We start from the raw sequence: 22,678 nt of genomic DNA on the forward strand, positions 1-22,678 counted from the left end.
CATTCATATCATTAATCCAGAAAATGAGGAACAAATAATCAATAATATATAACAAGAAAATTCGTAAGACTAAATTCCACTTTATTTTTTAAAGTAGAATTTACTTTTACAATTAACCACATTAAAAATTTTTTAAAAGATTAGCAAAAAGACTTGATTTAATGCGCTATTTAGTGTAAAATGCATTTGTTGTGAATGCGAAGAAGTGCGAGGTTGCTGAAACGCTGATAGCCGTTGTCATGAGCGGAGGACGTATTCAGGGAATTCGCATCGAGCAGGCCAATAAATTGGCAAGAAGGAGGAATAAGTCATGGCAAACAACAAAATTAGAATTCGTTTGAAATCATTTGATCACAAAATCTTAGATACTTCTGCTGAAAAAATTGTATCAGCTGCGAAGAAGTCAGGAGCACAAGTTGTAGGTCCTGTACCTCTACCAACTGAAAAAGAAGTTTATACAATTTTAAGAGCAGTTCACAAGTATAAAGATTCTCGTGAACAATTTGAAATCAGAACTCACAAACGTCTAATTGACATTGTGAATCCAACACCAGAAACAGTTGATGTTTTAACTCGTTTAGAATTACCAAGTGGTGTTGATATTGAAATTAAATTATAAGGAAAGGTAAAGGTGTAACTCATGAAAGGAATCTTAGGTCGTAAGATTGGAATGACTCAAGTGTTCACTACTGATGGAAAATTAATCCCAGTAACAGTTGTAGAAGCAACACCAAACGTTGTTTTACAAAAGAAAACAGTTGCTACTGACGGATATGATGCTATCCAAGTTGGTTTTGAAGACAAGAGAGAAAAATTAGCAACAAAAGCTCATAAAGGTCATGTTGCAAAAGCTGAAACAGCTCCTAAGCGCTTCATTAGAGAATTTCGTTATGACGAAATGATGAGTTATGAAGTTGGTCAAGAAATTAAAGTTGATAGCTTTGTAGCTGGTGAAGTGGTAGATGTAACAGGAACTAGCAAAGGTAAAGGTTATCAAGGTGTTATAAAAAGACATGGACAACAAAGAGGGCCAATGGGACATGGTTCTGGTGCTCATAGAATCGTTGGTTCAATGGGGCCAATCGCTCCTAACAGAATCGCTCCAGGTAAAAAATTACCAGGACATATGGGACATGTAACAAGAACAGTTCAAAACTTGGAAATCGTTGCTGTTGATGTTGAAAACAATGTATTATTAATTAGTGGATCAATTCCAGGTCCTAAAAAAGGTTTAGTTGTTGTTAAATCTGCAGTAAAAGGAAACGGTAAAGTTAATCCTGCTAAAGATTTAATTGTATATGAAACTGAAAGTCCAGTGGTAGAAGAAACTACTGATGCAGTGGAAACTGCTGAATAATGAAGCGAAAGGAGGAAAACTAATGTTAAAAGTTGCAGTATATAATCAAGAAGGACAAAAAGTTAAAGATACAGAATTAAATGAATCTGTATTTGGTATTGAACCAAATAACCAAGCAATCTTTGATATGGTCTTACTACAAAGAGCTTCATGGAGACAAGGGACTCATAAAGTGAAAAACCGTACTGAAGTTAAAGGTGGAGGAAAGAAACCTTGGCGTCAAAAAGGTACAGGTAGAGCAAGACAAGGATCTATCCGTGCTCCACAATGGAGAGGTGGAGGAGTTGTATTTGGTCCTACACCAGATAGAAACTATAAATTAAAAATGAACAGAAAAGTAAGACGTTTAGCACTTAAATCTGCTTTAAGTCAAAAAGTGATTGATAGTGAATTAACTGTTTTAGATAATATTGCTATGGAAGCTCCAAAGACAAAAGCAATGATCAAAGTGTTAGAAAACTTAGAAGCTAACAGAAAAACATTAATCGTTATGGATGAAGTTGATGAAAACGTAGCTTTATCAGCAAGAAATATTCCAGGTGTTAAAGTTATTAATTCAAAAGGACTTAACGTATATGATATCTTAGATAGCACTAAGTTAGTAATGACTGAAGGAGCTATCAAAGCTGTTGAGGAGGTATTGGCATAATGGCACATATTACAGATGTTTTAAAGAAACCAGTACTTACTGAAAAATCTTTATTGTTACAACAAAACGAAAACAAATATACATTTGATGTAGATTTAACTGCTAATAAAACTGAAGTTAAAGTTGCAGTTGAAAAAATGTTTGATGTTAAAGTTGAAAGTGTAAACATTATGAATGTGAAACCTAAAACAAAAAGAATGGGTAGATACGTTGGTAAAACAAAAAGAAGAAGAAAAGCTATTGTTAAATTAAAAGAAGGATATTCAATCAATTTATTCGGTGAAGAATAATTGGAAGAACTATTGGAATGAACTCCATTCCAGATAAGAAAAATAAGGAGGAAATCAGATGCCTATTAAAGTATATAAGCCTACAACTAATGGACGTCGTAATATGACATCTTTGACTTATGAAGAAATTACAACAAATAAGCCTGAGAAATCATTAACAGTTCGTTTATCAAAAACTGGTGGGCGTAATAATCAAGGTGTCATCACTACTCGTCATCATGGTGGTGGACATAAACGTTTATATCGTATTATTGATTTTAAACGTAATAAAGATGATATTGTTGGAAAAGTTGCAACAATTGAATATGATCCAAATAGATCTGCAAATATTGCATTAATTCACTATGTAGATGGTGAAAAAAGATATATTTTAGCTCCTAAAGGATTAGAAGTTGGAATGAAAATTGTTTCTGGAGAAAATGCTGATATTATTGTTGGTAATAGCTTACCAATGGGAAATATGCCTGAAGGTACAGTTATCCACAATATTGAAATGCATCCAGGAAAAGGTGGACAAATCGCTAGATCTGCAGGTGTGTCTGCTCAAATCTTAGGTAAAGAAGGAAAATATGTAACTGTAAGATTAGCTTCTGGTGAAGTAAGAAAATTCTTAGCAGTTTGTAGAGCAACAGTTGGTGTTGTTGGAAATGAAGATCATGGATTAGTTAACATTGGTAAAGCTGGTCGTAATAGATGGAAAGGTATTAGACCTACAGTTCGTGGTTCTGTTATGAACCCTAATGATCACCCTCATGGTGGTGGTGAAGGTAGAACTTCAATCGGTCGTAAAGCACCAATGACTCCATGGGGTAAAAAAGCTCTTGGAGTTAAAACTAGAGATAGTAAAAAAGCTTCAAATAAATTAATCGTACGTCGTCGTAACGGTAAATAAGAAGGAGGGTTATAGAATATGGCAAGAAGTTTAAAAAAAGGTCCATTCGTGGATGAACACTTAATGAAAAAAGTAGAAGCATTAAATGCTGCTAACAAAAAAGAAGTCATTAAAACATGGTCAAGACGTTCTACAATCTTCCCACAATTTATTGAACATACGTTCGCAGTTTATAACGGAAGAGAACATATCCCAGTATATGTTACTGAAGATATGGTTGGACATAAATTAGGAGAATTTGCTCCTACAAGAACTTATCATGGTCATGATGCTGATGATAAAAAGTCTGGTAAATAGAAAGAGAGGAGAAAATAAACATGGAAGCAAGAGCTCAAGCTAAAATGATTCGTGTTTCACCTCAAAAAGCAAGATTAGTTGTTGACTTGGTAAGAGGGAAGCAAGTAAAAGAAGCACTTGGAATCTTAGAATTCGTTAATAAAAGTGCAACTCCTGCAATCATTAAAGTCGTTAAATCTGCTGCACAAAACGCTGTATTCAATGAAGGTGCAGAAGAAGATAAATTATACATCAAAGAAATTTATGTGGATGAAGGTCCTACATTAAAAAGATTCCGTGCAAGAGCAAAAGGAAGCGGAACTCAAATTTTAAAAAGAACAAGCCACATCACTTGTGTGGTTGCTGAAAGATAGGAGGGCAAAGTATGGGTCAAAAAGTAAGTCCAGTAGGATTACGTGTTGGTGTTAACCGTAATTGGAATTCAAGATGGTACGCTAATGATAAAGACTTTGCTTCATTATTACATGAAGATATTAAAATTCGTGAATTCTTATATGCAAAGTTAAAAGGCGCTTATGTCGCTAACATTGAAATTGAAAGATCTAAAAATCGTGTAAGCATCTATGTTCATACATCTCGTCCAGGTGTTGTTATTGGAAAAGATGGTGAAGCTGTTGATGCTTTAAGAAAAGAAGTTGCAAAAATGGTTAATGGTAAACAAGTGTTTATCAATATCGTTGAAATTAAAAATCCAGATGTTGTTGCTCAACTTGTAGCAAACAAGATTGCAGAACAATTAGAAAACCGTGCTTCATTTAGAACAGTTCAAAAAAGAGCTATTCAAGCTGCAATGAGAGCTGGTGCTAAAGGAATCAAAACAGCTGTTTCAGGACGTTTAGGTGGTGCTGATATGGCTAGAACTGAAGGTTATTCTGAAGGTGTTGTACCTCTTCATACATTAAGAGCTGACATTGATTATGCGACTGCTGAAGCTGACACAACTTATGGAAAATTAGGAGTAAAAGTTTGGATTTGTAAGGGAGAAATTCTTCCTGCAAAGAAGAAAGGGGATAAATAATCATGTTGATGCCTAAGAGAACTAAATATAGAAGACCTCATAGAATCAAATATGAAGGTAAAGCTAAAGGTGGAACTCAAGTTTCTTTTGGTGAATATGGATTACAAGCTCAAGAAGGTGCTTGGATTACTTCAAGACAAATCGAAGCAGCTCGTATTGCTATGAACCGTTATATGAAACGTGGTGGGCAAGTTTGGATTAGAATCTTCCCTCATTTAGCTAAAACAAAGAAACCTCTTGAAGTCCGTATGGGTTCAGGTAAAGGTGCTCCAGAAGAATGGGTAGCAGTTGTAAAAACAGGTCGCGTTATGTTCGAAGTTGCTGGTGTAGAAGAAGAAGTTGCAAGAGAAGCATTAAGACTTGCATCTCACAAATTACCAGTGAAATGTAAGATTATTGGAAGAGGTGAGTAATTGTGACAGTTCAAGATATTAGAAATACAGAAACTCAAGAATTACTTAACAAAGTAGAAGAGTACAAAAAAGAATTATTTGGATTAAGATTCCAACAAGCAACAGGACAATTAGAAAATACTGCTCGTATTAGAACAGTTAGAAAAAATATCGCAAGAATTAAAACAATTATTAGAGAAAGAGAATTAAACAAATAGAAGGAGTAGACTATGGAAAGAAATAATCGTAAGGTTTATACTGGAACAGTTGTTTCTACAAAAATGGATAAAACAATTACTGTTTTAGTTGAAACTCATGTAAAACACAAAAAATACGGAAAACGTGTTAAATCTTCTAAAAAGTTTAAGGCTCATGATGAAGAAAATATTGCTAGAGATGGAGATGTTGTTAAAATTATGGAAACTCGTCCATTATCAGCAACTAAACGTTTCCGTTTAGTAGAAATTGTAAAGAAAGCAGAAATTATTTAATAAGAAGAATCTGAAAGGAGGTCACTTGAATGATCCAGAATGAAAGCAGATTAAAAGTTGCTGACAATACAGGAGCAAAAGAAGTACTAGTAATTAGAAACCTTGGTGGTTCAAATAGAAAATTTAGTAACATCGGTGATGTAGTCGTAGCGACAGTAAAACAAGCGACTCCAGGTGGTACAGTTAAAAAAGGTGAAGTTGTAAAAGCTGTTATCGTAAGAACAAAATATGGTGTAAACCGTGATAATGGTTCATACATTAAATTTGATGATAATGCTTGCGTTATTATTAAAGATGATAATTCACCTAGAGGAACTCGTATCTTTGGACCGGTAGCAAGAGAGTTAAGAGATGCAGATTTCATGAAAATCGTATCATTAGCTCCTGAGGTATTATAGGAGGAAACGAGAAGATGAAATTACGTGTAGGTGATACAGTTCAAGTTATCGCTGGTAGCGATAAAGGGAAAACTGGAGAAATTATTCAAATTCTAAGAAAAGAAGATAGAGTGATTGTTGAAGGTGTGAATATGGTAACAAAACACATCAAACCTTCACAAGCTGATCCAGAAGGTGGTATTGTAACAAGAGAAGCACCTATTCATGTTTCTAATGTTGCATATTATGATTCAAAAGCAAAACAAGCTGTAAAAATTGGTTATGCTTTTGATGAAGACGGTAAAAAATATCGTATCAATAAAAAAACAGGTAAAGCATTAGATAAAACTACAAAGAAGAAAAAGTAATCGGAAGGAGGTTAAATAATGAACCGACTAAAGGAACGTTATGAAAATGAAATTGTTAAGTCATTAATGACTAAATTTAATTATAGTTCTGTAATGCAAGTTCCTGCTATGGAAAAAATTGTTATCAACATTGGTGTTGGTGATGCAGTTAGCAACTCTAAATTATTAGATGAAGCTGTTGAAGAATTAACTTTAATTTCAGGACAAAAACCAGTGATTACGAGAGCTAAAAAATCAATTGCTGGATTTAAATTACGTGAAGGAATGCCAATTGGTTGCAAAGTCACTTTACGTGGAGAAAGAATGTATGAATTCTTAGATAAATTAATCAGTATTTCTTTACCTCGTGTAAGAGATTTTAGAGGAGTACCAAAGAATTCTTTTGATGGAAGAGGAAATTACACTTTAGGTGTTAAAGAACAATTAATTTTCCCTGAAATCAATTTCGATAAAGTAAACAAAATCAGAGGAATGGATATTGTATTCGTAACAACTGCTAAAACTGATGAAGAAGGTCATGAATTATTAGCACAATTAGGAATGCCATTCCATAAATAAGGAGGACTTAATTAATGGCTAAAACATCAATGAAAGTTAAACAACAACGTCCTCAAAAATACAAAGTTCGTGAATATACAAGATGCGAACGTTGTGGACGTCCACATGCAGTAATTAAAAAATTCAAATTATGCCGTATTTGCTTCAGAGAATTAGCTTATAAAGGTGAAATTCCTGGTGTTAAAAAAGCAAGCTGGTAATCAAATCATCCAAATGGAAGGAGGACATTTCAAATGACAGATCCAATTGCAGATATGTTAACAAGAATTCGTAATGCGAATCAACAACGTCATGATGAAGTTGTGGTTCCTGCATCAAAATTAAAAGTGCAATTAGCTGAAATTTTGAAAAACGAAGGATTTATTAAAGGATATAAAGTTGAAGGTGAAGGTGTCATTAAAAACATTGTCATCACTTTAAAATATAAAGGAAACGATAGAGTTATCACTGGGTTAAAAAGAGTTTCTAAACCTGGTCTTCGTCAATATGCCAAAGTTAATGAAATTCCTAAGGTATTAAATGGTTTAGGAATCGTTGTATTATCTACTTCTCAAGGATTAATGACTGATAAAGAAGCAAGAGCTAAACAAATCGGTGGAGAAGTATTAGCATATATCTGGTAATAAAATAAGAAAACAGGAGGTGTAACTGATGTCTCGTGTAGGTAATAAGATTATCAACGTACCTGAAGGTGTAAAAGTGGAAATTGCTGCTGATAATACTGTCACAGTTACAGGTGCAAAAGGGACTTTAGTCAGACAGTTTTCACCATTGATTAATATCAATATGGATGAAAACACAATTACAGTAAGCAGAACAAGTGAACAAAAGCATGTAAAACAATTACACGGTACAACAAGAGCTTTACTTGCCAATATGATCGAAGGTGTACACAACGGTTATAAAAAAGAGTTAGAAGTTGTTGGTATTGGATACCGTGCTCAAATGCAAGGTAATAAATTAGTATTAAATGTTGGATATTCTCATCCAGTTGAAGTTGAAGGTGAAGAAGGAGTTAAAATTGAAACTCCATCTCAGACATCAATTATTGTATCAGGAATCTCTAAAGAAAGAGTTGGAGAAATTGCAGCAAGAATTAGAGCTGTGAAAAAACCTGAACCTTATAAAGGAAAAGGTATCAAATACGTTGATGAAAGAATTATTAGAAAAGAAGGTAAAACTGCTGGTAAAAAGTAGTTAATGAAATAAGGAAGGAGCTATTATCATGGCTAAAACTATGTCAAGAAACGATTTACGTAAAAAACGTCATGCAAGAGTTCGTAGAAAAATCAGTGGAACTCCTGAATGTCCTCGTTTAAATGTATTCCGTTCAAGCTCTCATATCCATGCACAAATCATTGATGATGTCAATGGAGTGACTTTGGTTGCTGCATCTTCAGTAGATATGAAATTAGCAAACGGTGGAAATGTTGAAGCTGCTACTCAGGTTGGTACTGAAATTGCAAAGAGAGCTATCGCCAAAAATATTGAAAATGTAGTATTCGATCGTGGTGGATATATTTATCATGGTCGTGTGAAAGCACTAGCTGAAGCTGCTAGAGAAGCTGGATTAAAATTCTAATAGGAGGTTAAAGAATGGAACAACGTAAACCAAGAGAAAATGGACCAAGAAGAAATGGACCAAGAAGAAATGGACCAAGAAGAAATGGACCAAGAGTTGAAAAAGAATTCGAAGAACGTGTTGTCACAATTAACCGTGTAACTAAAGTTGTTAAAGGTGGACGTAAATTCCGCTTTGCTGCATTAGTAGTTATCGGTGATAAAAAAGGTCGCGTTGGATTTGGGACAGGTAAAGCTAACGAAGTACCTGATGCTATTAGAAAAGCATCTGAAGCAGCTAAAAGAAATGTTATTAATGTACCAATTATTCATGGAACAATTCCTCATGAAATCAATGGTATGTATGGATCAGGACATGTATTCTTAAGACCTGCATCTGAAGGTACTGGAATCATTGCTGGTGGACCAGTTCGTGCTGTTGTTGAATTGGCTGGATATTCAGATATTATTTCTAAATCAATTGGTTCAAGAACTCCAATCAACATGGTTCGTGCAACTGTAGAAGGTTTAAAATTATTAAAAACTGTTCAACAAGTTGCTGAATTAAGAGATAAAAAAGTTGAAGAAATTTACGGATAGGAGGAGCGTAAGAAATGGCAGAAAAAAATACAGTTATCATTACGCTTGTAAAAAGTCCAATTGGTGCTAAAAAGAATCAAAAGGATACTCTTAAAGCGTTAGGTTTAACAAAAATGCACAAATCAGTTGAAAAAGTAAATAGCGAAACGATTCAAGGTATGATTAATACTGTTAGCCACCTTGTTAAAGTTGAAGAAAGTAAGTAGGAGGTGTAAAAATGAAATTACACGAATTACAATACACTGAAGGAGCACGTAGAAATAGAAAACGTGTTGGACGTGGAACAAGCTCAGGACATGGTAAAACTTCTGGTAGAGGTCAAAAAGGTGCTGGAGCTAGAAGTGGTGGAGGAAAAAAACCTGGATTTGAAGGTGGACAAACACCATTATTCATGCGTTTACCAAAACGTGGTTTCACAAACTTCAATAGAGTTGAATATGCTATTGTTAATGTAGAAGATTTAAATAAATTTGAAGCAGGTAGTGTTGTAGATATGGCTGCTTTAAAAGAATGTGGTTTAATTAAAAAAGAATTAGATGGTTTAAAAGTTTTAGGTAATGGAAAGTTAGAAGTTGCTTTAACTGTTAAAGCAAAGAAATTCTCAAAGTCAGCCATTGCTGCAATTGAAGCTGCAGGTGGAAAAACTGAGGTGATCTAGGATGTTAAACTTTTTTAAGAATGTTTTTAAAAAAGGAGAATTACGTCGTAGAATCATATTTACACTTGGTATGTTGTTTGTATTCCGTTTGGGTGCTGCTATTACAATTCCATCAATTAATGCTGATGCAATTACAGCTTCAGCAGCTAATAGTGGTATCCTAGGAATTATGAACATGTTAGGTGGAGGAATGTTAGAGAGATTTTCTATATTTTCATTAGGAATTTCTCCATATATTACAGCATCTATTATTATTGAATTATTATCAATGGATGTTATTCCAGTATTAGCTCAATGGCAAAAAGAAGGAAATACTGGTAAAAAGAAAAAAGATAGAGTGACACGATATGTTACACTCGTCTTGGCTGCTATTCAAGGTGGATCATTAACATACGCATTTGATAACATGTATGGAATTCTTGGTTCATCATCATTGTGGAATTATGCTTATGTAGTTCTTGTTATGATAGCAGGAAGTATGTTGGCTATGTGGATGGGTGATCAAATCACTCAAAAGGGTGTTGGAAACGGAACATCATTATTGATTTTCACAGGTATTGTGGCAAGTTTACCAACTAACTTTATTACAACATTCAACAATTTGGTTTCATTTGATAAGGGAACACAGACAATGATTTTAGGAATTTTGTGGTATGCATTGTTTGTCATTGTATATTTAGCAATTGTTATCTTTGTAGTGTTTAACGAAGGTGCAGTTAGAAAAATACCAATTATGTATGCAACAAATTCTAATCCAACAATGAGAACAAAAGATACGACACATATGCCTATTAAGATTAATAGTTCAGGTGTATTGCCAGTTATCTTTGCTGCATCTGTATTAGCAGCTCCAAGAACAGTCATTAGTTTTATGGATTCAAATAATATAACGCGAACTATTGATACCATTTTAAATTATCAGGAACCATTTGGTTTTTGCTTATATCTTCTTATGATAGTTTTATTTGCATTCTTCTATTCTAATTTACAAATTGATGCACATAAAATTAGCAATGATTTAAAGAAAAATGGTGGATCAATTCCTGGCGTAAGAACTGGTTTAGATACAGAAAAATTCATAAGTACGGTTTTAAATAGAGTAACTGTTGTCGGATCAATCTTCTTAGTTATTGTTGCGGCAATTCCTATCATAACACCAGTTATTTGGTCACAAACTTCTAATGCTGCTTTGACATTAGGAGGAACTGGATTGATTATCATTACAGGTGTTGCTCTTGAAACAACAAGACAAATTAAAACTTTAATTACTCGTAAAGAGTATCATGGATATATTAGAAAATAGTATAATAAAAGAGGTGTAGAAAAATGAACATTATTTTAATGGGGCCTCCTGGTGCTGGTAAAGGGACTCAAGCTGAAAGACTTGTTAAAAAATACGGTTTAACACAAATATCTACTGGCGATTTATTTAGAAAAGCTTTACGTGAACAAACAAAGTTTGGTGTAATTGCTAAATATTTCATGCAATTTGGGCACCTTGTACCAGACGATTATACGATTGAAATGCTTAGGGAATATTTAAGTGAAAACACTTTTGAAAATGGTTTTATCTTAGATGGATTCCCTAGAACAATAGTTCAAGCGAGAGAACTTGAAAGTATTGCGAAAGAATTTGATTTTACAATTGATGCAATTATAAATTTAGACATTCCAGTTGAAAAATTAATCACAAGATTGTCTGGTAGAAGAACTTGCAAAAATTGTGGAGCAACATTCCATGTTGAATTTAATCCACCTAAAGTTGAAGGTGTTTGTGACAAATGTGGTGGAACTTTGTATCAAAGAGAAGATGAGAGCGAAGAAGCTGTCAAAATTAGACTTGATACGTATAACAAACAAACTCGACCTTTGATTGATTATTATACAATGAAAGGTACAATCATTAATATTAACGGTGACCAACCTATGGAAGACGTCTTTAAAGACATTGAAAAAAGCTTGGAGGGTAAATAATGATTGTCACAAAAGACCAAAGAGAAATTGAGTTGATGCGTGAGGCTGGTCGCATTGTGGCACTTGTTCATAGTCACTTAAAAGAATTTATTAAACCTGGAATTACAACTATGGAAATTAATAAATTCTGTGAAAAGATTATACGTGATGCTGGTGCAACACCATCATTTTTGAACCTATATGGTTTTCCAGGAGCAGTATGTACTTCAATTAATGAAGTTGTTGTTCATGGGATTCCTGATCATAGAAAACTTAAAGATGGTGATATTATCTCGGTGGATGTAGGTGCATGTTATAAGGGCTATCATGGTGATAGTGCTTGGACATATGCTGTAGGGCAGATTAGTGATGATGCTGCTCATCTTATGAAAGTGACTGAAGAAGCACTTTATGCAGGTTTAGCACAAGTCAAACCTGGTAATCGTTTATCCGATATATCTCATGCTGTTCAAACATATCTAGAAAATCATGGATGTTCAACTCCAAGAGATTATACAGGTCATGGAATTGGCACAAAAGTTCATGAAGATCCTGCTGTTCCTAATTATGGAGCACCAGGAAAAGGACCTAGATTAAAAGAGGGAATGACTTTAGCAATAGAACCAATGGCTCATCTAGGAAGATGTGAAACTGATGTCTTAGATGATGATTGGACTGTTGTAACAAGAGATAGATCTCTCGCAGCTCATTATGAACATACTATTGTCATTACAAGTGATGGGTATGAGATTTTGACAAAACTTTAAAAGGGAGTTATAATCAATGGCAAAAAAAGATGACGTTATTGAAGTAGAAGCAACTGTCCTTGAAACATTACCTAATGCAATGTTTAAGGTTGAGTTGGAAAATGGAGCGGTTATTATGGCTCACGTTTCTGGTAAAATCCGTATGAATTACATTCGCATTTTACCGGGGGATAAAGTAACCGTAGAGATTTCTCCATATGATTTAACACGTGGGCGAATCACATTTAGACATAAGTAGAAAATCTTCCCAAAGGAGGTAAAGATTAAGATGAAAGTAAGACCATCTGTAAAACCAATATGCGATAAATGCAGAGTAATTAAACGTAAGGGTAGAGTAATGGTAATCTGTGAAAACCCTAAACACAAACAAAGACAAGGTTAATAGGAGGAGAAACAATGGCTCGTATAGCAGGTGTTGATATCCCACGTGATAAACGTGTGGTAGTTTCTTTAACTTATATCTATGGTATCGGTTTATCAACAGCTCAAAAAATTTGTGCTGCAACTGGAATCAGTGAAGATGTAAGAGTTAAAGATTTAACAGAAGAAGAAGAAGGAAAACTTAGAAAAGAAGTAGAAAATTATAAAGTTGAAGGAGATCTTCGTAGAGAAGTTGCATTAAATATTAAACGTTTAATGGAAATTGGATGCTATAGAGGAATCCGTCATCGTAAAGGACTTCCAGTACGTGGACAAAAAACAAAAACAAATGCTCGTACTCGTAAAGGTAAAGCTCGTCCAATTGCTGGTAAGAAAAAATAGGAGGTTGAACGAAAATGGCAAGAAACAATACTCGTGGTAAAAGACGTGTTAAAAAGAATATAGCAAAAGGTGTCGCACATGTACATTCAACTTTCAATAACACAATTGTTACTGTAACTGATGAACATGGGAATGTAATCACTTGGTCAAGTGCTGGAGCACTTGGTTTCAAAGGATCAAGAAAATCAACTCCATATGCTGCGCAAATGGCTGCTGAAGCTGCTGCAAAAGCATCAATGGATCATGGTATGAAAACTGTTGACGTCTGTGTTAAAGGACCAGGACCAGGACGTGAAGCTGCAGTAAGAGCTTTACAAGCTGCTGGATTAGAAGTAACTTCAATTAATGATGTTACACCAATTCCACATAATGGTTGTCGTCCACCAAAACGTCCTCGTGGATAATGAAGTAAAAAAGTAGTTATTTCTAAGTGAGGAGGGAAATAATGCAAAAGTTCGAAAAAGCAAATTTTAATGTCGCAGAATATGATGAAACAGATTTCTATGGTAAGTTTGTTATTGAACCTTTAGAAAGAGGTTTCGGAACAACTTTAGGAAATGCATTACGTAGAGTTTTGTTATCATCTATTCCTGGATGTGCAGTTCACGCAATTAAAGTTCAAGGAGCAATCCATGAATTTTCTGCAGTTGATGGTGTCGTTGAAGATGTCACTTCAATTATCTTAAACATTAAAAAATTGGTTTTTGCAATTGATGGTGATGATGATGTAACTATGGTAATTGATGTCAAGGGACCAGCTGTTGTTACTGGTGCTGACATTCAATGTCCATCAAATGTAACTATGATTTCAAACGATATGGAAATTGCCCATGTTGCTGAAGGTGCACATTTCTATATGGAAATGTATGCTCATAAAGATCGTGGTTACATGAGTGCTGATCAGAACAAAAAGATGATCAACACAATTGGTGTTATTGCAACTGATTCTATTTATTCACCAGTTGTAAAAGTAGCTTATAATGTTGAACCTACACGTGTTGGACAGAGTGCAAAATATGATCAGTTAACTTTAGAAGTTACAACTGATGGATCTATCCAACCACATGAAGCTTTAGCATTAGCTGCTAAAATTTTAGTGGAACACTTAAATATGTTTGTTGAATTAACTGATATGGCAATGAACATGGAAGTTATGAGTGAAACTGAAGAAGACACAAGTAATAAAGTATTAGATATGACTATTGAAGAATTAGACTTATCTGTACGTTCATATAATTGCTTAAAAAGAGCTGGTATTCAAACAGTTCAAGAACTCGCTTCTAAGAGTGAAGACGATATGATTAAAGTGAGAAACTTAGGTAAGAAATCACTTAAAGAAGTAAAAGAAAAATTAATCGAATTAGGTTTAGGTTTTAAACAAGTTGATTAATAATAGAATAAATATTTTGGAAGGAGCACTAATTTATGGCACACAATAGAAAATTAGGGCGTGTATCATCTCATAGAAAAGCAATGTTACGTAACTTAGCTACAGATGTTATCATGTATGGAAAAATCGAAACAACAGTAACGAGAGCAAAAGAAGTTCGTTCAATCGTTGACGAATTAATTACTTTAGGAAAACGTGGAGATTTACATGCAAGAAGACAAGCAGCACAAGTATTACAAGATGTTGTTGATCCTGCTACTGGTAAAACTGCTGTTCAAAAATTATTTGATGAAGTTGCACCAAAATATGCAGATAAAAATGGTGGATACACTCGTGTTTTAAAAACATATAATCGTAAAGGTGATAATGCACCAATGGCAGTTATTGGTTTATTCTAAAAAAGTGATGGATTCATCACTTTTTTTATGAATTGCATGATTTGAATTTTGCATTATATGATATCTTATTATTAAAATATGATGATAGGTAAAATGATTGATTTCATAAAAAGGTCATTTATAGAAAATGCAAGAACAACATATGAAAAATAGATGAATTCTGTTTTCATTACAAAATAAAAGCACATCAGCGATGTGTTTTTATTTTGCAACTGATAACAAATTGCTTTATAATGTCATACAAGAGGTGGTCATATGCTTATTCATAAGATAGAAAAGACACATTTTTCACCAAGTGAATCAATCATTATTGATTATATTTTAAAAAAAGGCAAAGACATTAAAAATATGACTATTGCACAGATTGCTAATGAAACATATACATCATCGCCTCTTTTTATACGTATAGCTAAGAAATTAGGCTTTGATGGATGGAATGAATTTAAAGAAGCTTATTTGAAAGAATTAGATTATCTTTATCTCAATCAAGAAGTGGACGCAAATATTCCCTTTGTAGTTAATGACGACATAATGAATATTGCGTACAATTTGTGTGTTTTAGAAAGGGAAACAATTCAAGATACATATTCACTTATAAGTCATGATGATTTACAAAAAGCTATCCGCTTATTACGCAACTGCAAGTATATAGATGTTTATAGTCGATCAGTTCATATGCATATAGTCCGCTCATTCCAAGAACGCATGTATATTCTTCATAGACATGTTCAATTATGTTCATTAAGTGATGAACTCAATTCAACATATTTAATGAGTGATCAAAATCATTGTGCAATCATTATTTCATATTCGGGACATGCTCCCCATATAAAACATCTGATTGAAACATTAAGAAAAAAACAAACTTCAATTATTGCTATTACAAATTTAGAAGATAATGAGCTATCTTTGTTAGCAGATGTGACTTTAAGAATGTCATCAAGAGAATTAATTTATACAAAGATTGCAGATTTTGCTAGTAGCTTGTCTTTAAAATATATATTGGATATTCTGTATAGTTGTATTTTTTCAATACATTATCAACAGAATCTGGATAATTGTATACAAATAGCAAAAGAATTAGATAATACCCAACATGAAGAATTCATGTAAATTAAGATTTTTTATTGTTGTAACAAGATGGTTGACAACTACTATAAATCATACTAAAATTGAACTACTTGGAGGATGAGTATGGAAAAAATTATTGATGTTCAACATTTATCTTTTGGATATGATGAAGATACTTTAACAATAGATGATATTTCTTTTAGTATAGAAAAAGGATCATATACGACAATATTAGGACATAATGGAAGTGGAAAAAGTACTATCGCGAAATTACTGATGGGATTGTTAGAAAAAAAATCTGGAGAGATAGTTATTGGTGGAATTCCATTAACAGAAGAAACATTAAATCAAGTACGTAGTCAAATAGGAATTGTTTTTCAAAATCCTGATAATCAATTTATTGGTGCGACTGTAAGAGATGATATTGCTTTTGGATTAGAAAATAATTGTGTAGATCCTGCATTGATGGATGATATTATCAATGAATATGCAAAGAAAGTCAATATGTATGAGTTTTTGGATCACGAACCTACAAAATTATCAGGTGGTCAAAAACAAAGGGTAGCAATAGCCGGTATTTTAGCTATGAGCCCATCTATTATTATTTTAGATGAAGCAACAAGTATGTTAGATCCTAAAGGAAGAAACGAAATTAACGCTTTAGTCCATCAATTAAATAAAGATAAGAATATGACGATTGTTTCCATTACTCATGATATAGAAGAAGCAGCTTTATCTGATTATGTAATTTTATTAAGTGATGGACATATTGTAGATGAAGGACGACCTGAAGAAGTGTTAATGAAAAAAGAAGAAATAGAGAGCTTGGCTTTAGATATTCCTTTTGCTTATAAAATCAGCCATGGTTTACAAAAAATGGGAATATCTATTACAGAGCAAATTGATAGAGAGAAGTTGGTGAATGAATTATGTCGATTACATTTAAAGAAGTAGAACATATTTATGCTCAAGATACCCCTTTTGCATATCATGCTTTAAAAGGAGTTAATCTTAATATTCAAAAGGGGAGTATGACAGCATTGATTGGTCATACTGGAAGTGGTAAATCAACGTTGATTCAACATATCAATGCTTTATTACTTCCTACATCAGGAGAAGTCAATGTAGAAGATATGTTGATTACGGCAACGGATAAACCATCTTCTTTAAAACCTCTTAGAAAAAAAGCAGGGCTTGTTTTTCAATTCCCTGAGTATCAATTATTTGAAGAAACAATTTTAAAAGATATTATTTTTGGACCAAAAAACTTTGGTGTTAGTGAAGAAGAGGCTATTTCAATTGCAAAAAAAGTTATCAAATTAGTAGGATTAGATGAATCTTACTTAGAGCGTTCTCCATTTGATTTGTCTGGAGGACAAAAACGTCGTATAGCGATAGCAGGAATATTAGCAATGGATCCAGATATTTTAATTTTAGATGAGCCGACAGCTGGATTAGATCCACAGGGTGCTAAAGAAATGTTACAGCTTTTTAAAAAAGTGAATCAGGAAGGTAAAACGGTTATTCTTGTTTCTCATGATATGAATCAAGTCTTAGAATATTGTGATGATGTTGTTGTGATGAATCATGGTCAAGTTGAAAGACATGTATCTGTTGAAGAACTATTTAAAGAAACAGAGTATTTAACATCATTGAGTATTGATTTACCTATTATTACATCATTTATCTTAGAACTTAATAAAAATGGATTTCATATTGATCCGTCTATTAAAGATATTGATGTATTGATTCAGGAAATAGGAGGTCAATTACATGAATAATATGATGTTTGGGAAATACTTGCCTATTGATAGTTTTATTCATCGTTTAGATCCTAGATTAAAAATAGGTGCACTTTTATTACTGTTAATTGCTGTTTTCTTTGATGCAGGATTTATTGGATATGCCCTTTTAGGAACTTTTGTGATTATTATGACATTATTATCACATATCAAAGTATCACAGGTTCTCAAAGCCGTAAAACCAATGCTATTTATGATGGCTTTTTTAATGATTTTTAATTTGTTATTTATTCAACAGGGAAATTTATTGTTTTCAATAGGTTTCATTAAGATCTATGATCAGGCAGTTTTACAAACTGTATATATATTTATTAGATTGATTCTTATTATTATTATGACAACGATCTTAACTGCTACGACAAAACCTTTAGATTTAACATTAGGTATAGAACATCTTCTGTCACCTTTTAAAAAAATTGGATTTCCTACTCATGAAGTCGCTATGATGATTTCTATTGCATTGCGATTTATTCCAACTTTATTAGAAGAAACGCAAAGAATTATGAAAGCACAAGCTAGTCGTGGGGTAGAATTTTCAGAAGGAAGTTTAAAAGAAAAGATTTTATCAATCGTTTCACTTATTATTCCTTTGTTTATTTCAGCTTTTCAAAGAGCAGAAGATTTAGCCAATGCTATGGAAAGTCGTAATTATAATCCAGAAGCTAAACGTACAAGATATAAACAACTTGTATGGAAATTGTCTGATACAATTTCATTTTTATGTGTCATTGCAATATGTATAGCTATGGTTATAATGAGTTTTGTTTTATGAGAGTCAAATGTATTGTGAGTTATGATGGGACACGTTTTCATGGTTTCCAAGTTCAAAATAATGAACGTACAATTCAAGGTGAAATACAAAAAGCTATTAAAAAAATTAATGAAGAAGAAACTGTTATTCATGCATCAGGAAGAACAGATGCGAAAGTCCATGCAGTTCATCAGGTATTTCATTTTGATACACAAAAAAGATTACCGGAAACGCAATGGAAAAGAGCCATTAATCACTTTTTACCTAATGATATTTACATTTTAGATGCTCAATATGTTGATGAAAATTTTCATTCACGATATAGTGCAGTTAAGAAAGAGTATCGTTATTTATTAAATACAAAAGAATATGATCCATTTCAAACCAATTACATTTATCAATATGGCCGTTCTTTAGATATTGAATTAATGAGAGAAGCAGCAAAAATTTTTATAGGAGAACATAATTTTGCGTCATTTTGCTGTTATGATCAATATGGGAATACAATTCGTTCTCTATATCATTTTGATATTGAAGAAAAGGATGGTATTATTACCTTTCGGTTAATTGGAAATGGATTTAGACGTTATATGGTTAGACATCTTGTTGGTGGTATCATTCAAGTTGGAGCTAAACGTATTCAAAAGGAACAACTTTTAGAAATGTTAGAAAGTTGTGGTCAAAAAAAATGTCTTTTTAAGGCCAAACCACAAGGTTTATATTTGCAGGAGGTGTATTATGAAGAAGACTAATTTTCATACACATACCTATCGTTGTGGACATGCTAATGGAAGCGAAGAGGAAATGGTATGTTCAGCTATTAAGATGGGGATTGAAGAATTAGGAATATCAGAGCATGTTCCATTACCACACTATCGTCAGCATCTTTTGAAATCTCTTGTAGCTATAAGAGGACCTAGAAGCTTTTTATCACTTGTTCATGCTTTTATTCAAAATGGACCTAGTATGAGAATGCCTTATCCAGATATGGAAAATTATTTGGATAAAATTAAAGAATGTCAAGATAAATATCAGGACCAGATAAGGATATATAAAGGTTTTGAAGCTGAAGGATTAGAAGAATATTTTGATTATTATCAAAGCTTATTATATGAGCATAAAGTTGATTATTTGATTTTAGGGCATCATTTTCATAAATATTGTGTTCATAGTGATTATTATGGCAAAGAGAATATGAAGAAAAAAGATATTTATCAATATTGTAATGATGTTGAAAAAGCTTTAGAAACAGGATTATTTAGTTATTTAGCTCATCCTGATTTGTTTTTAATAGGATATAAAGAGTTTGATTTAGATGCGAGAACTGTTTCGCAAAGAATCTGTGAAAAAGCGAAAGAGTTAAACATTCCTTTAGAAGTAAATGCAGGAGGAATAAGAAGAGGCTTAAGAAACGTTAATGGAGAGATGATTTATGCATATCCAAATACACACTTCTGGAAAATTGCAGGAGAAGTAGGAAATGATGTTATTTTAGGATTTGATGCTCATGATCCTTCTGATTTTAATGAAGCGATGTATAAGCAGATGCTAGATTTTTGTAAAGAACATAATCTCAATGTTATTGACCATTTCGATTTTTTACAAGGACATTTTGAAAAATTTCAAGGGGAGTATGATATAAGATAATTTATCTGCCTCTCTTTTTCTTTTTGTTATATTAAAAAAGGCGATGAATACAGAGAAAATCATATTGACAAAAATGCGAATATTGTTATAATAAGAGTTGCCTTATTTTAACGTTTGTAGCCCCGGAAACTACAGGAGGATTAAAAATGAGACAAACAACAATGGCTAAAGAAGCCACAATTGAACGTAAATGGTACGTTGTTGATGCTGAAGGATTAACTTTAGGACGTTTAGCATCAGAAGTAGCATCTGTATTAAGAGGAAAACATAAACCAACATTTACACCACATGTAGATACTGGTGATTATGTTATTATCGTTAATGCAGACAAAGTAGTAATGACTGGAAAAAAATTAGATACAGTTAAATACTATCATCATTCTGGTTGGTTAGGTGGTTTAAAAGTTAAAACTGCTCGCCAATTTAAAGAAACAAATCCAACAGGATTTGTAGAAGCAGCTGTTAAAGGTATGTTACCTCATAACACACTTGGAAGAAAACAAGGGATGAAATTATTTGTATACGCTGGTAGTGAACATCCACATGCTGCACAACAACCAGTTGAATTAAAAATTAAGGGATAAGGAGGACGAGAATAAATGGCTAATGTACAATACAGAGGAACTGGACGTAGAAAGTCTTCAGTAGCACGTGTTATTTTAACACCAGGTGCAGGAAAAATCGTCATCAATGGTAGAGAAGCAAAAGATTATTTACCATCAGATGTATTATTAATGATCGTCAACCAACCACTTGAATTAACTGGTACAACTGGTAAGTTTGATGTGATTGTTAATGTTAATGGTGGAGGTTACAGTGGACAAGCTGGAGCTATCCGTCATGGAATTTCAAGAGCTTTATTAGAAGCTGGAGAAGATTACAGACCAGTATTAAAAGCAGCTGGATTCTTGACTCGTGATGCAAGAGTTAAAGAACGTAAAAAATACGGACTTAAAGCAGCTCGTAGAGCACCACAGTTCTCAAAACGTTAGTAATAATTGTTGTGAGAAGATTAGAGAAGTATTTAGACACAGTGAGTGTTTAGATACTTCTTTTTCTTTTTAAAAATGCAGAGCGTAAAGAGTATAAAAAAACTTTTTACTAGCGTATGATAATAAAAAGTTTATATTTAACTTCTTACTAGCGTATGCTATAATAAAGTGGTGAGGTGATATTGAATCTATGGTGAATTATAGAATAGATGAGGATGTTAAATTAATTAGAGAAATACTTAATTTATCTCAAAAACAATTTGCTGAAAAAATAGATGTTGATGCGATTACGGTAGCAAGATGGGAAACTGGCAAAATGGATACAAATGAAAATAATATCGAAAAAATATATACTTTTGCATTAAATAATAATATCTTTATAAATGAGATTAAAGCACAACTTTATTATGAAGATTTAGCAAATGAGAATAAATTAGTATTATACCATGGCGCCAAGAACATTATAGAGGGTAATATTGATATTGAGCATTCAAAAAACAATAATGATTTTGGTAAAGGATTTTACTGCGGTGAAAGTTTTGAGCAGTCATCATTATTTGTAAGTGGATTTGATACATCTAGCGTTTATATATTAAGTTTTAATCCACAAAACCTTTCTAGCATTGAATATAAAGTCAATCAAGAATGGATGCTGACAATAGCATATTTTAGAGGAAGGCTAAGTGGCTATGAAGATCATCCGATTATCAAAAAGTTAATTAACAAATTAGAAGACATAGATTATTTAGTAGCACCAATCGCTGATAACAGGATGTTTAGAATTATAGATAGTTTTATTGAAGGTGAAATTACTGATGAACAATGTATACATTGTTTGGCAGCTACTAATTTAGGATTTCAATATGTTTTTAAAACAGAGAGAGCGTTGAGTCAGGTAAAAATTGTTGAAAGATGCTATTTATGTAGTAAAGAAAAAGAAAAGTATCAAATCAAAAGATTAGAGGATAGTAAAGTTGGAGATACTAAAATTAAAATGGCTCGAAGACAGTATAGGGGGCGAGGTCAATATATTGACGAAATATTATGAAAAGAGAAATGGATCAAGTAGGTTTGCTACTATGTGATATACAAGGTAAAATTTTTGAACAATCTGTTACTAGAGAAGAATGTAGTTCAAATATATTTATCCGCCGATTTATGAATTCTAAATTTGTTTCTAGAATGGATAATTTAACCTTTATAAACGAAAGCATGACAATTGAAGAAATTTTTGAAGAACTTGATATAGAATATGGTAAAACCAATTATGGAAAAATAAAGTTTTCAATTAATGAGATGTATTGGATAGGGTATATTTATAGATATCTATCATATGTTTATCAAATTGATAGTAAAAATGCTTATAAGATTATAAAAGGTACAGAGCTTAGGCATTTATTCTTTGCATATCATTCCCTAGATCCAATGAATGCAATAGATAGGATCTTAGAAGCAAAATCATTAGTATTAGATAAAGATAGTGACCAATTGACTAAAGAGGGGGTAAAAATACTCAGAAGAATAAAAAGATTGAAGAATTAAGTGTTGTATAAATTATTTTGATAACTATTTGAGTTGTTCTGAAAAGTTTTGGCAATGCAACACGTATGCAACAAAACCACTCTAAAATGCCTATTT

40 protein-coding genes are annotated in these 22,678 nt (G+C 32.8%); all 40 read left to right on the top strand.

The genetic code is table 11. The features are described 5' to 3' along the window. The first annotated feature begins 310 nt into the window (after positions 1-310). The 40 genes from rpsJ (at position 311) to B5E87_RS12770 (ending at position 22,582) form a co-directional block, all read left to right on the top strand. Entirely contained in the window at positions 311-619 is a 309-nt protein-coding gene (gene rpsJ, locus B5E87_RS12575) for a 30S ribosomal protein S10 (RefSeq protein WP_087245344.1), read from the top strand. Positions 620-640: 21 nt separating this feature from the next. Continuing rightward, complete coding sequence (rplC, locus tag B5E87_RS12580) at positions 641-1,357, top strand: 50S ribosomal protein L3 (protein ID WP_087245346.1); 717 nt, start codon at positions 641-643, stop codon at positions 1,355-1,357. A gap of 22 nt (positions 1,358-1,379) precedes the next feature. After that, entirely contained in the window at positions 1,380-2,006 is a 627-nt protein-coding gene (gene rplD / locus B5E87_RS12585) for a 50S ribosomal protein L4 (RefSeq protein ID WP_087245348.1), read from the top strand. Then, positions 2,006-2,296, top strand: a complete 291-nt coding sequence (gene rplW / locus B5E87_RS12590; protein ID WP_087245350.1) for a 50S ribosomal protein L23 — start codon at positions 2,006-2,008, stop codon at positions 2,294-2,296. Before rplD ends, rplW begins: the two co-directional genes overlap by 1 nt. A gap of 58 nt (positions 2,297-2,354) precedes the next feature. Further along, positions 2,355-3,188 (top strand): 50S ribosomal protein L2, encoded by an 834-nt coding sequence (gene rplB / locus B5E87_RS12595; RefSeq protein ID WP_087245352.1) that lies wholly within the window; start codon positions 2,355-2,357, stop codon positions 3,186-3,188. An 18-nt stretch (positions 3,189-3,206) separates the two neighbouring features. Further along, the gene (gene rpsS / locus B5E87_RS12600; protein WP_087245354.1) at positions 3,207-3,485 is read left to right on the top strand and encodes a 30S ribosomal protein S19; all 279 of its coding nucleotides are present in this window, start codon (positions 3,207-3,209) and stop codon (positions 3,483-3,485) included. Between the two features lie 20 nt (positions 3,486-3,505). Next, positions 3,506-3,838: a 50S ribosomal protein L22 gene (gene rplV / locus B5E87_RS12605; protein WP_087245356.1), complete on the top strand. Its 333-nt coding sequence runs from the start codon at positions 3,506-3,508 to the stop codon at positions 3,836-3,838. 11 nt (positions 3,839-3,849) lie between these two features. Then, positions 3,850-4,503 carry a 30S ribosomal protein S3 gene (rpsC, locus tag B5E87_RS12610; protein WP_087245358.1) on the top strand — a complete coding sequence of 218 codons (654 nt, stop codon included), beginning with the start codon at positions 3,850-3,852 and terminating at the stop codon, positions 4,501-4,503. A gap of 2 nt (positions 4,504-4,505) precedes the next feature. After that, complete coding sequence (gene rplP, locus B5E87_RS12615; RefSeq protein WP_087245360.1) at positions 4,506-4,916, top strand: 50S ribosomal protein L16; 411 nt, start codon at positions 4,506-4,508, stop codon at positions 4,914-4,916. Between the two features lie 2 nt (positions 4,917-4,918). Then, the gene (gene rpmC / locus B5E87_RS12620; protein WP_087245362.1) at positions 4,919-5,113 is read left to right on the top strand and encodes a 50S ribosomal protein L29; all 195 of its coding nucleotides are present in this window, start codon (positions 4,919-4,921) and stop codon (positions 5,111-5,113) included. 12 nt (positions 5,114-5,125) lie between these two features. Then, positions 5,126-5,386 carry a 30S ribosomal protein S17 gene (rpsQ, locus tag B5E87_RS12625; RefSeq protein WP_087245364.1) on the top strand — a complete coding sequence of 87 codons (261 nt, stop codon included), beginning with the start codon at positions 5,126-5,128 and terminating at the stop codon, positions 5,384-5,386. A 29-nt stretch (positions 5,387-5,415) separates the two neighbouring features. Next, positions 5,416-5,784, top strand: a complete 369-nt coding sequence (gene rplN, locus B5E87_RS12630; protein ID WP_087245366.1) for a 50S ribosomal protein L14 — start codon at positions 5,416-5,418, stop codon at positions 5,782-5,784. A gap of 14 nt (positions 5,785-5,798) precedes the next feature. Next, the gene (gene rplX, locus B5E87_RS12635) at positions 5,799-6,131 is read left to right on the top strand and encodes a 50S ribosomal protein L24 (RefSeq protein WP_087245368.1); all 333 of its coding nucleotides are present in this window, start codon (positions 5,799-5,801) and stop codon (positions 6,129-6,131) included. Positions 6,132-6,149: 18 nt separating this feature from the next. After that, complete coding sequence (rplE, locus tag B5E87_RS12640) at positions 6,150-6,689, top strand: 50S ribosomal protein L5 (protein ID WP_087245370.1); 540 nt, start codon at positions 6,150-6,152, stop codon at positions 6,687-6,689. A gap of 14 nt (positions 6,690-6,703) precedes the next feature. Further along, positions 6,704-6,889, top strand: a complete 186-nt coding sequence (locus B5E87_RS12645) for a type Z 30S ribosomal protein S14 (RefSeq protein ID WP_087245372.1) — start codon at positions 6,704-6,706, stop codon at positions 6,887-6,889. A 33-nt stretch (positions 6,890-6,922) separates the two neighbouring features. Next, positions 6,923-7,312 carry a 30S ribosomal protein S8 gene (rpsH, locus tag B5E87_RS12650; RefSeq protein WP_087245374.1) on the top strand — a complete coding sequence of 130 codons (390 nt, stop codon included), beginning with the start codon at positions 6,923-6,925 and terminating at the stop codon, positions 7,310-7,312. A gap of 28 nt (positions 7,313-7,340) precedes the next feature. Then, on the top strand, positions 7,341-7,886 hold the full coding sequence (gene rplF, locus B5E87_RS12655; RefSeq protein ID WP_087245376.1) for a 50S ribosomal protein L6: 546 nt from the start codon (positions 7,341-7,343) through the stop codon (positions 7,884-7,886). Between the two features lie 28 nt (positions 7,887-7,914). Then, positions 7,915-8,271 carry a 50S ribosomal protein L18 gene (gene rplR / locus B5E87_RS12660; RefSeq protein ID WP_087245378.1) on the top strand — a complete coding sequence of 119 codons (357 nt, stop codon included), beginning with the start codon at positions 7,915-7,917 and terminating at the stop codon, positions 8,269-8,271. Positions 8,272-8,285: 14 nt separating this feature from the next. Beyond that, the gene (gene rpsE / locus B5E87_RS12665) at positions 8,286-8,849 is read left to right on the top strand and encodes a 30S ribosomal protein S5 (RefSeq protein WP_087245380.1); all 564 of its coding nucleotides are present in this window, start codon (positions 8,286-8,288) and stop codon (positions 8,847-8,849) included. Between the two features lie 14 nt (positions 8,850-8,863). After that, positions 8,864-9,055 (top strand): 50S ribosomal protein L30, encoded by a 192-nt coding sequence (rpmD, locus tag B5E87_RS12670; RefSeq protein WP_087245382.1) that lies wholly within the window; start codon positions 8,864-8,866, stop codon positions 9,053-9,055. An 11-nt stretch (positions 9,056-9,066) separates the two neighbouring features. Next, positions 9,067-9,507, top strand: a complete 441-nt coding sequence (rplO, locus tag B5E87_RS12675) for a 50S ribosomal protein L15 (protein WP_087245384.1) — start codon at positions 9,067-9,069, stop codon at positions 9,505-9,507. A gap of 1 nt (position 9,508) precedes the next feature. Next, complete coding sequence (gene secY, locus B5E87_RS12680) at positions 9,509-10,810, top strand: preprotein translocase subunit SecY (RefSeq protein WP_087245386.1); 1,302 nt, start codon at positions 9,509-9,511, stop codon at positions 10,808-10,810. Between the two features lie 23 nt (positions 10,811-10,833). Continuing rightward, the gene (locus B5E87_RS12685) at positions 10,834-11,481 is read left to right on the top strand and encodes an adenylate kinase (RefSeq protein WP_087245388.1); all 648 of its coding nucleotides are present in this window, start codon (positions 10,834-10,836) and stop codon (positions 11,479-11,481) included. Continuing rightward, positions 11,481-12,227, top strand: a complete 747-nt coding sequence (map, locus tag B5E87_RS12690) for a type I methionyl aminopeptidase (RefSeq protein WP_087245390.1) — start codon at positions 11,481-11,483, stop codon at positions 12,225-12,227. Before B5E87_RS12685 ends, map begins: the two co-directional genes overlap by 1 nt. 16 nt (positions 12,228-12,243) lie before the next feature. Then, on the top strand, positions 12,244-12,465 hold the full coding sequence (gene infA, locus B5E87_RS12695; protein ID WP_087245392.1) for a translation initiation factor IF-1: 222 nt from the start codon (positions 12,244-12,246) through the stop codon (positions 12,463-12,465). Positions 12,466-12,495: 30 nt separating this feature from the next. Beyond that, a complete protein-coding gene (gene rpmJ / locus B5E87_RS12700; protein ID WP_006505646.1) occupies positions 12,496-12,609 on the top strand; it encodes a 50S ribosomal protein L36 in 114 nt (37 codons plus the stop codon). Positions 12,610-12,623: 14 nt separating this feature from the next. Next, positions 12,624-12,989, top strand: coding sequence for a 30S ribosomal protein S13 (gene rpsM, locus B5E87_RS12705; protein ID WP_087245394.1), 366 nt, complete (start codon positions 12,624-12,626; stop codon positions 12,987-12,989). Positions 12,990-13,003: 14 nt separating this feature from the next. After that, positions 13,004-13,393, top strand: a complete 390-nt coding sequence (gene rpsK / locus B5E87_RS12710) for a 30S ribosomal protein S11 (protein ID WP_087245396.1) — start codon at positions 13,004-13,006, stop codon at positions 13,391-13,393. A gap of 41 nt (positions 13,394-13,434) precedes the next feature. Beyond that, on the top strand, positions 13,435-14,379 hold the full coding sequence (locus tag B5E87_RS12715; RefSeq protein ID WP_087245398.1) for a DNA-directed RNA polymerase subunit alpha: 945 nt from the start codon (positions 13,435-13,437) through the stop codon (positions 14,377-14,379). A 35-nt stretch (positions 14,380-14,414) separates the two neighbouring features. Next, on the top strand, positions 14,415-14,777 hold the full coding sequence (gene rplQ / locus B5E87_RS12720; RefSeq protein ID WP_087245400.1) for a 50S ribosomal protein L17: 363 nt from the start codon (positions 14,415-14,417) through the stop codon (positions 14,775-14,777). A 255-nt stretch (positions 14,778-15,032) separates the two neighbouring features. Beyond that, complete coding sequence (locus B5E87_RS12725; RefSeq protein ID WP_087245402.1) at positions 15,033-15,890, top strand: MurR/RpiR family transcriptional regulator; 858 nt, start codon at positions 15,033-15,035, stop codon at positions 15,888-15,890. 81 nt (positions 15,891-15,971) lie between these two features. After that, positions 15,972-16,802: an energy-coupling factor transporter ATPase gene (locus tag B5E87_RS12730; protein WP_087245404.1), complete on the top strand. Its 831-nt coding sequence runs from the start codon at positions 15,972-15,974 to the stop codon at positions 16,800-16,802. Beyond that, positions 16,778-17,629, top strand: coding sequence for an energy-coupling factor transporter ATPase (locus tag B5E87_RS12735; RefSeq protein WP_087245406.1), 852 nt, complete (start codon positions 16,778-16,780; stop codon positions 17,627-17,629). Before B5E87_RS12730 ends, B5E87_RS12735 begins: the two co-directional genes overlap by 25 nt. Continuing rightward, positions 17,622-18,422 carry an energy-coupling factor transporter transmembrane component T family protein gene (locus tag B5E87_RS12740; protein ID WP_087245408.1) on the top strand — a complete coding sequence of 267 codons (801 nt, stop codon included), beginning with the start codon at positions 17,622-17,624 and terminating at the stop codon, positions 18,420-18,422. Before B5E87_RS12735 ends, B5E87_RS12740 begins: the two co-directional genes overlap by 8 nt. Beyond that, on the top strand, positions 18,419-19,153 hold the full coding sequence (gene truA / locus B5E87_RS12745) for a tRNA pseudouridine(38-40) synthase TruA (RefSeq protein ID WP_087245410.1): 735 nt from the start codon (positions 18,419-18,421) through the stop codon (positions 19,151-19,153). The genes B5E87_RS12740 and truA overlap by 4 nt, the downstream gene beginning before the upstream one ends. Continuing rightward, on the top strand, positions 19,140-20,048 hold the full coding sequence (locus tag B5E87_RS12750) for a histidinol-phosphatase (protein WP_087245412.1): 909 nt from the start codon (positions 19,140-19,142) through the stop codon (positions 20,046-20,048). The genes truA and B5E87_RS12750 overlap by 14 nt, the downstream gene beginning before the upstream one ends. Before the next feature lie 146 nt (positions 20,049-20,194). Beyond that, a complete protein-coding gene (gene rplM, locus B5E87_RS12755) occupies positions 20,195-20,632 on the top strand; it encodes a 50S ribosomal protein L13 (RefSeq protein WP_087245414.1) in 438 nt (145 codons plus the stop codon). A gap of 15 nt (positions 20,633-20,647) precedes the next feature. Continuing rightward, positions 20,648-21,040: a 30S ribosomal protein S9 gene (gene rpsI, locus B5E87_RS12760; protein ID WP_087245416.1), complete on the top strand. Its 393-nt coding sequence runs from the start codon at positions 20,648-20,650 to the stop codon at positions 21,038-21,040. A gap of 190 nt (positions 21,041-21,230) precedes the next feature. Next, the gene (locus B5E87_RS12765; protein WP_087245418.1) at positions 21,231-22,088 is read left to right on the top strand and encodes a DUF3990 domain-containing protein; all 858 of its coding nucleotides are present in this window, start codon (positions 21,231-21,233) and stop codon (positions 22,086-22,088) included. Continuing rightward, positions 22,085-22,582, top strand: a complete 498-nt coding sequence (locus tag B5E87_RS12770) for an antitoxin (RefSeq protein WP_087245420.1) — start codon at positions 22,085-22,087, stop codon at positions 22,580-22,582. Before B5E87_RS12765 ends, B5E87_RS12770 begins: the two co-directional genes overlap by 4 nt. Positions 22,583-22,678: the final 96 nt, after the last annotated feature.

Origin of the sequence: Massilimicrobiota sp. An142, assembly GCF_002160725.1 — a bacterium.
GTDB classification, from domain to species: domain Bacteria; phylum Bacillota_I; class Bacilli_A; order Erysipelotrichales; family Coprobacillaceae; genus Allocoprobacillus; species Allocoprobacillus merdigallinarum.

What these genes read in the sequence shown, in the direction of transcription:
- rpsK (WP_087245396.1), top strand. Translation starts at nt 13,004, where the DNA reads ATGGCAAGAAACAATACTCGTGGTAAAAGACGTGTTAAAAAGAATATA.
- rplE (WP_087245370.1), top strand. Translation starts at nt 6,150, where the DNA reads ATGAACCGACTAAAGGAACGTTATGAAAATGAAATTGTTAAGTCATTA.
- rplQ (WP_087245400.1), top strand. Translation starts at nt 14,415, where the DNA reads ATGGCACACAATAGAAAATTAGGGCGTGTATCATCTCATAGAAAAGCA.
- rplO (WP_087245384.1), top strand. Translation starts at nt 9,067, where the DNA reads ATGAAATTACACGAATTACAATACACTGAAGGAGCACGTAGAAATAGA.
- rpsE (WP_087245380.1), top strand. Translation starts at nt 8,286, where the DNA reads ATGGAACAACGTAAACCAAGAGAAAATGGACCAAGAAGAAATGGACCA.
- rplD (WP_087245348.1), top strand. Translation starts at nt 1,380, where the DNA reads ATGTTAAAAGTTGCAGTATATAATCAAGAAGGACAAAAAGTTAAAGAT.
- rplN (WP_087245366.1), top strand. Translation starts at nt 5,416, where the DNA reads ATGATCCAGAATGAAAGCAGATTAAAAGTTGCTGACAATACAGGAGCA.
- B5E87_RS12735 (WP_087245406.1), top strand. Translation starts at nt 16,778, where the DNA reads ATGTCGATTACATTTAAAGAAGTAGAACATATTTATGCTCAAGATACC.
- rplB (WP_087245352.1), top strand. Translation starts at nt 2,355, where the DNA reads ATGCCTATTAAAGTATATAAGCCTACAACTAATGGACGTCGTAATATG.
- rplX (WP_087245368.1), top strand. Translation starts at nt 5,799, where the DNA reads ATGAAATTACGTGTAGGTGATACAGTTCAAGTTATCGCTGGTAGCGAT.
- rpsI (WP_087245416.1), top strand. Translation starts at nt 20,648, where the DNA reads ATGGCTAATGTACAATACAGAGGAACTGGACGTAGAAAGTCTTCAGTA.
- map (WP_087245390.1), top strand. Translation starts at nt 11,481, where the DNA reads ATGATTGTCACAAAAGACCAAAGAGAAATTGAGTTGATGCGTGAGGCT.
- rpsC (WP_087245358.1), top strand. Translation starts at nt 3,850, where the DNA reads ATGGGTCAAAAAGTAAGTCCAGTAGGATTACGTGTTGGTGTTAACCGT.
- rpsJ (WP_087245344.1), top strand. Translation starts at nt 311, where the DNA reads ATGGCAAACAACAAAATTAGAATTCGTTTGAAATCATTTGATCACAAA.
- B5E87_RS12770 (WP_087245420.1), top strand. Translation starts at nt 22,085, where the DNA reads ATGAAAAGAGAAATGGATCAAGTAGGTTTGCTACTATGTGATATACAA.
- rpmJ (WP_006505646.1), top strand. Translation starts at nt 12,496, where the DNA reads ATGAAAGTAAGACCATCTGTAAAACCAATATGCGATAAATGCAGAGTA.
- rplW (WP_087245350.1), top strand. Translation starts at nt 2,006, where the DNA reads ATGGCACATATTACAGATGTTTTAAAGAAACCAGTACTTACTGAAAAA.
- rplC (WP_087245346.1), top strand. Translation starts at nt 641, where the DNA reads ATGAAAGGAATCTTAGGTCGTAAGATTGGAATGACTCAAGTGTTCACT.
- secY (WP_087245386.1), top strand. Translation starts at nt 9,509, where the DNA reads ATGTTAAACTTTTTTAAGAATGTTTTTAAAAAAGGAGAATTACGTCGT.
- rplF (WP_087245376.1), top strand. Translation starts at nt 7,341, where the DNA reads ATGTCTCGTGTAGGTAATAAGATTATCAACGTACCTGAAGGTGTAAAA.
- B5E87_RS12715 (WP_087245398.1), top strand. Translation starts at nt 13,435, where the DNA reads ATGCAAAAGTTCGAAAAAGCAAATTTTAATGTCGCAGAATATGATGAA.
- rpsM (WP_087245394.1), top strand. Translation starts at nt 12,624, where the DNA reads ATGGCTCGTATAGCAGGTGTTGATATCCCACGTGATAAACGTGTGGTA.
- B5E87_RS12645 (WP_087245372.1), top strand. Translation starts at nt 6,704, where the DNA reads ATGGCTAAAACATCAATGAAAGTTAAACAACAACGTCCTCAAAAATAC.
- rpsH (WP_087245374.1), top strand. Translation starts at nt 6,923, where the DNA reads ATGACAGATCCAATTGCAGATATGTTAACAAGAATTCGTAATGCGAAT.
- rplP (WP_087245360.1), top strand. Translation starts at nt 4,506, where the DNA reads ATGTTGATGCCTAAGAGAACTAAATATAGAAGACCTCATAGAATCAAA.
- infA (WP_087245392.1), top strand. Translation starts at nt 12,244, where the DNA reads ATGGCAAAAAAAGATGACGTTATTGAAGTAGAAGCAACTGTCCTTGAA.
- rpsS (WP_087245354.1), top strand. Translation starts at nt 3,207, where the DNA reads ATGGCAAGAAGTTTAAAAAAAGGTCCATTCGTGGATGAACACTTAATG.
- B5E87_RS12765 (WP_087245418.1), top strand. Translation starts at nt 21,231, where the DNA reads ATGGTGAATTATAGAATAGATGAGGATGTTAAATTAATTAGAGAAATA.
- truA (WP_087245410.1), top strand. Translation starts at nt 18,419, where the DNA reads ATGAGAGTCAAATGTATTGTGAGTTATGATGGGACACGTTTTCATGGT.
- B5E87_RS12730 (WP_087245404.1), top strand. Translation starts at nt 15,972, where the DNA reads ATGGAAAAAATTATTGATGTTCAACATTTATCTTTTGGATATGATGAA.
- B5E87_RS12685 (WP_087245388.1), top strand. Translation starts at nt 10,834, where the DNA reads ATGAACATTATTTTAATGGGGCCTCCTGGTGCTGGTAAAGGGACTCAA.
- rplV (WP_087245356.1), top strand. Translation starts at nt 3,506, where the DNA reads ATGGAAGCAAGAGCTCAAGCTAAAATGATTCGTGTTTCACCTCAAAAA.
- B5E87_RS12725 (WP_087245402.1), top strand. Translation starts at nt 15,033, where the DNA reads ATGCTTATTCATAAGATAGAAAAGACACATTTTTCACCAAGTGAATCA.
- rpsQ (WP_087245364.1), top strand. Translation starts at nt 5,126, where the DNA reads ATGGAAAGAAATAATCGTAAGGTTTATACTGGAACAGTTGTTTCTACA.
- rplM (WP_087245414.1), top strand. Translation starts at nt 20,195, where the DNA reads ATGAGACAAACAACAATGGCTAAAGAAGCCACAATTGAACGTAAATGG.
- rpmD (WP_087245382.1), top strand. Translation starts at nt 8,864, where the DNA reads ATGGCAGAAAAAAATACAGTTATCATTACGCTTGTAAAAAGTCCAATT.
- B5E87_RS12740 (WP_087245408.1), top strand. Translation starts at nt 17,622, where the DNA reads ATGAATAATATGATGTTTGGGAAATACTTGCCTATTGATAGTTTTATT.
- rplR (WP_087245378.1), top strand. Translation starts at nt 7,915, where the DNA reads ATGGCTAAAACTATGTCAAGAAACGATTTACGTAAAAAACGTCATGCA.
- B5E87_RS12750 (WP_087245412.1), top strand. Translation starts at nt 19,140, where the DNA reads ATGAAGAAGACTAATTTTCATACACATACCTATCGTTGTGGACATGCT.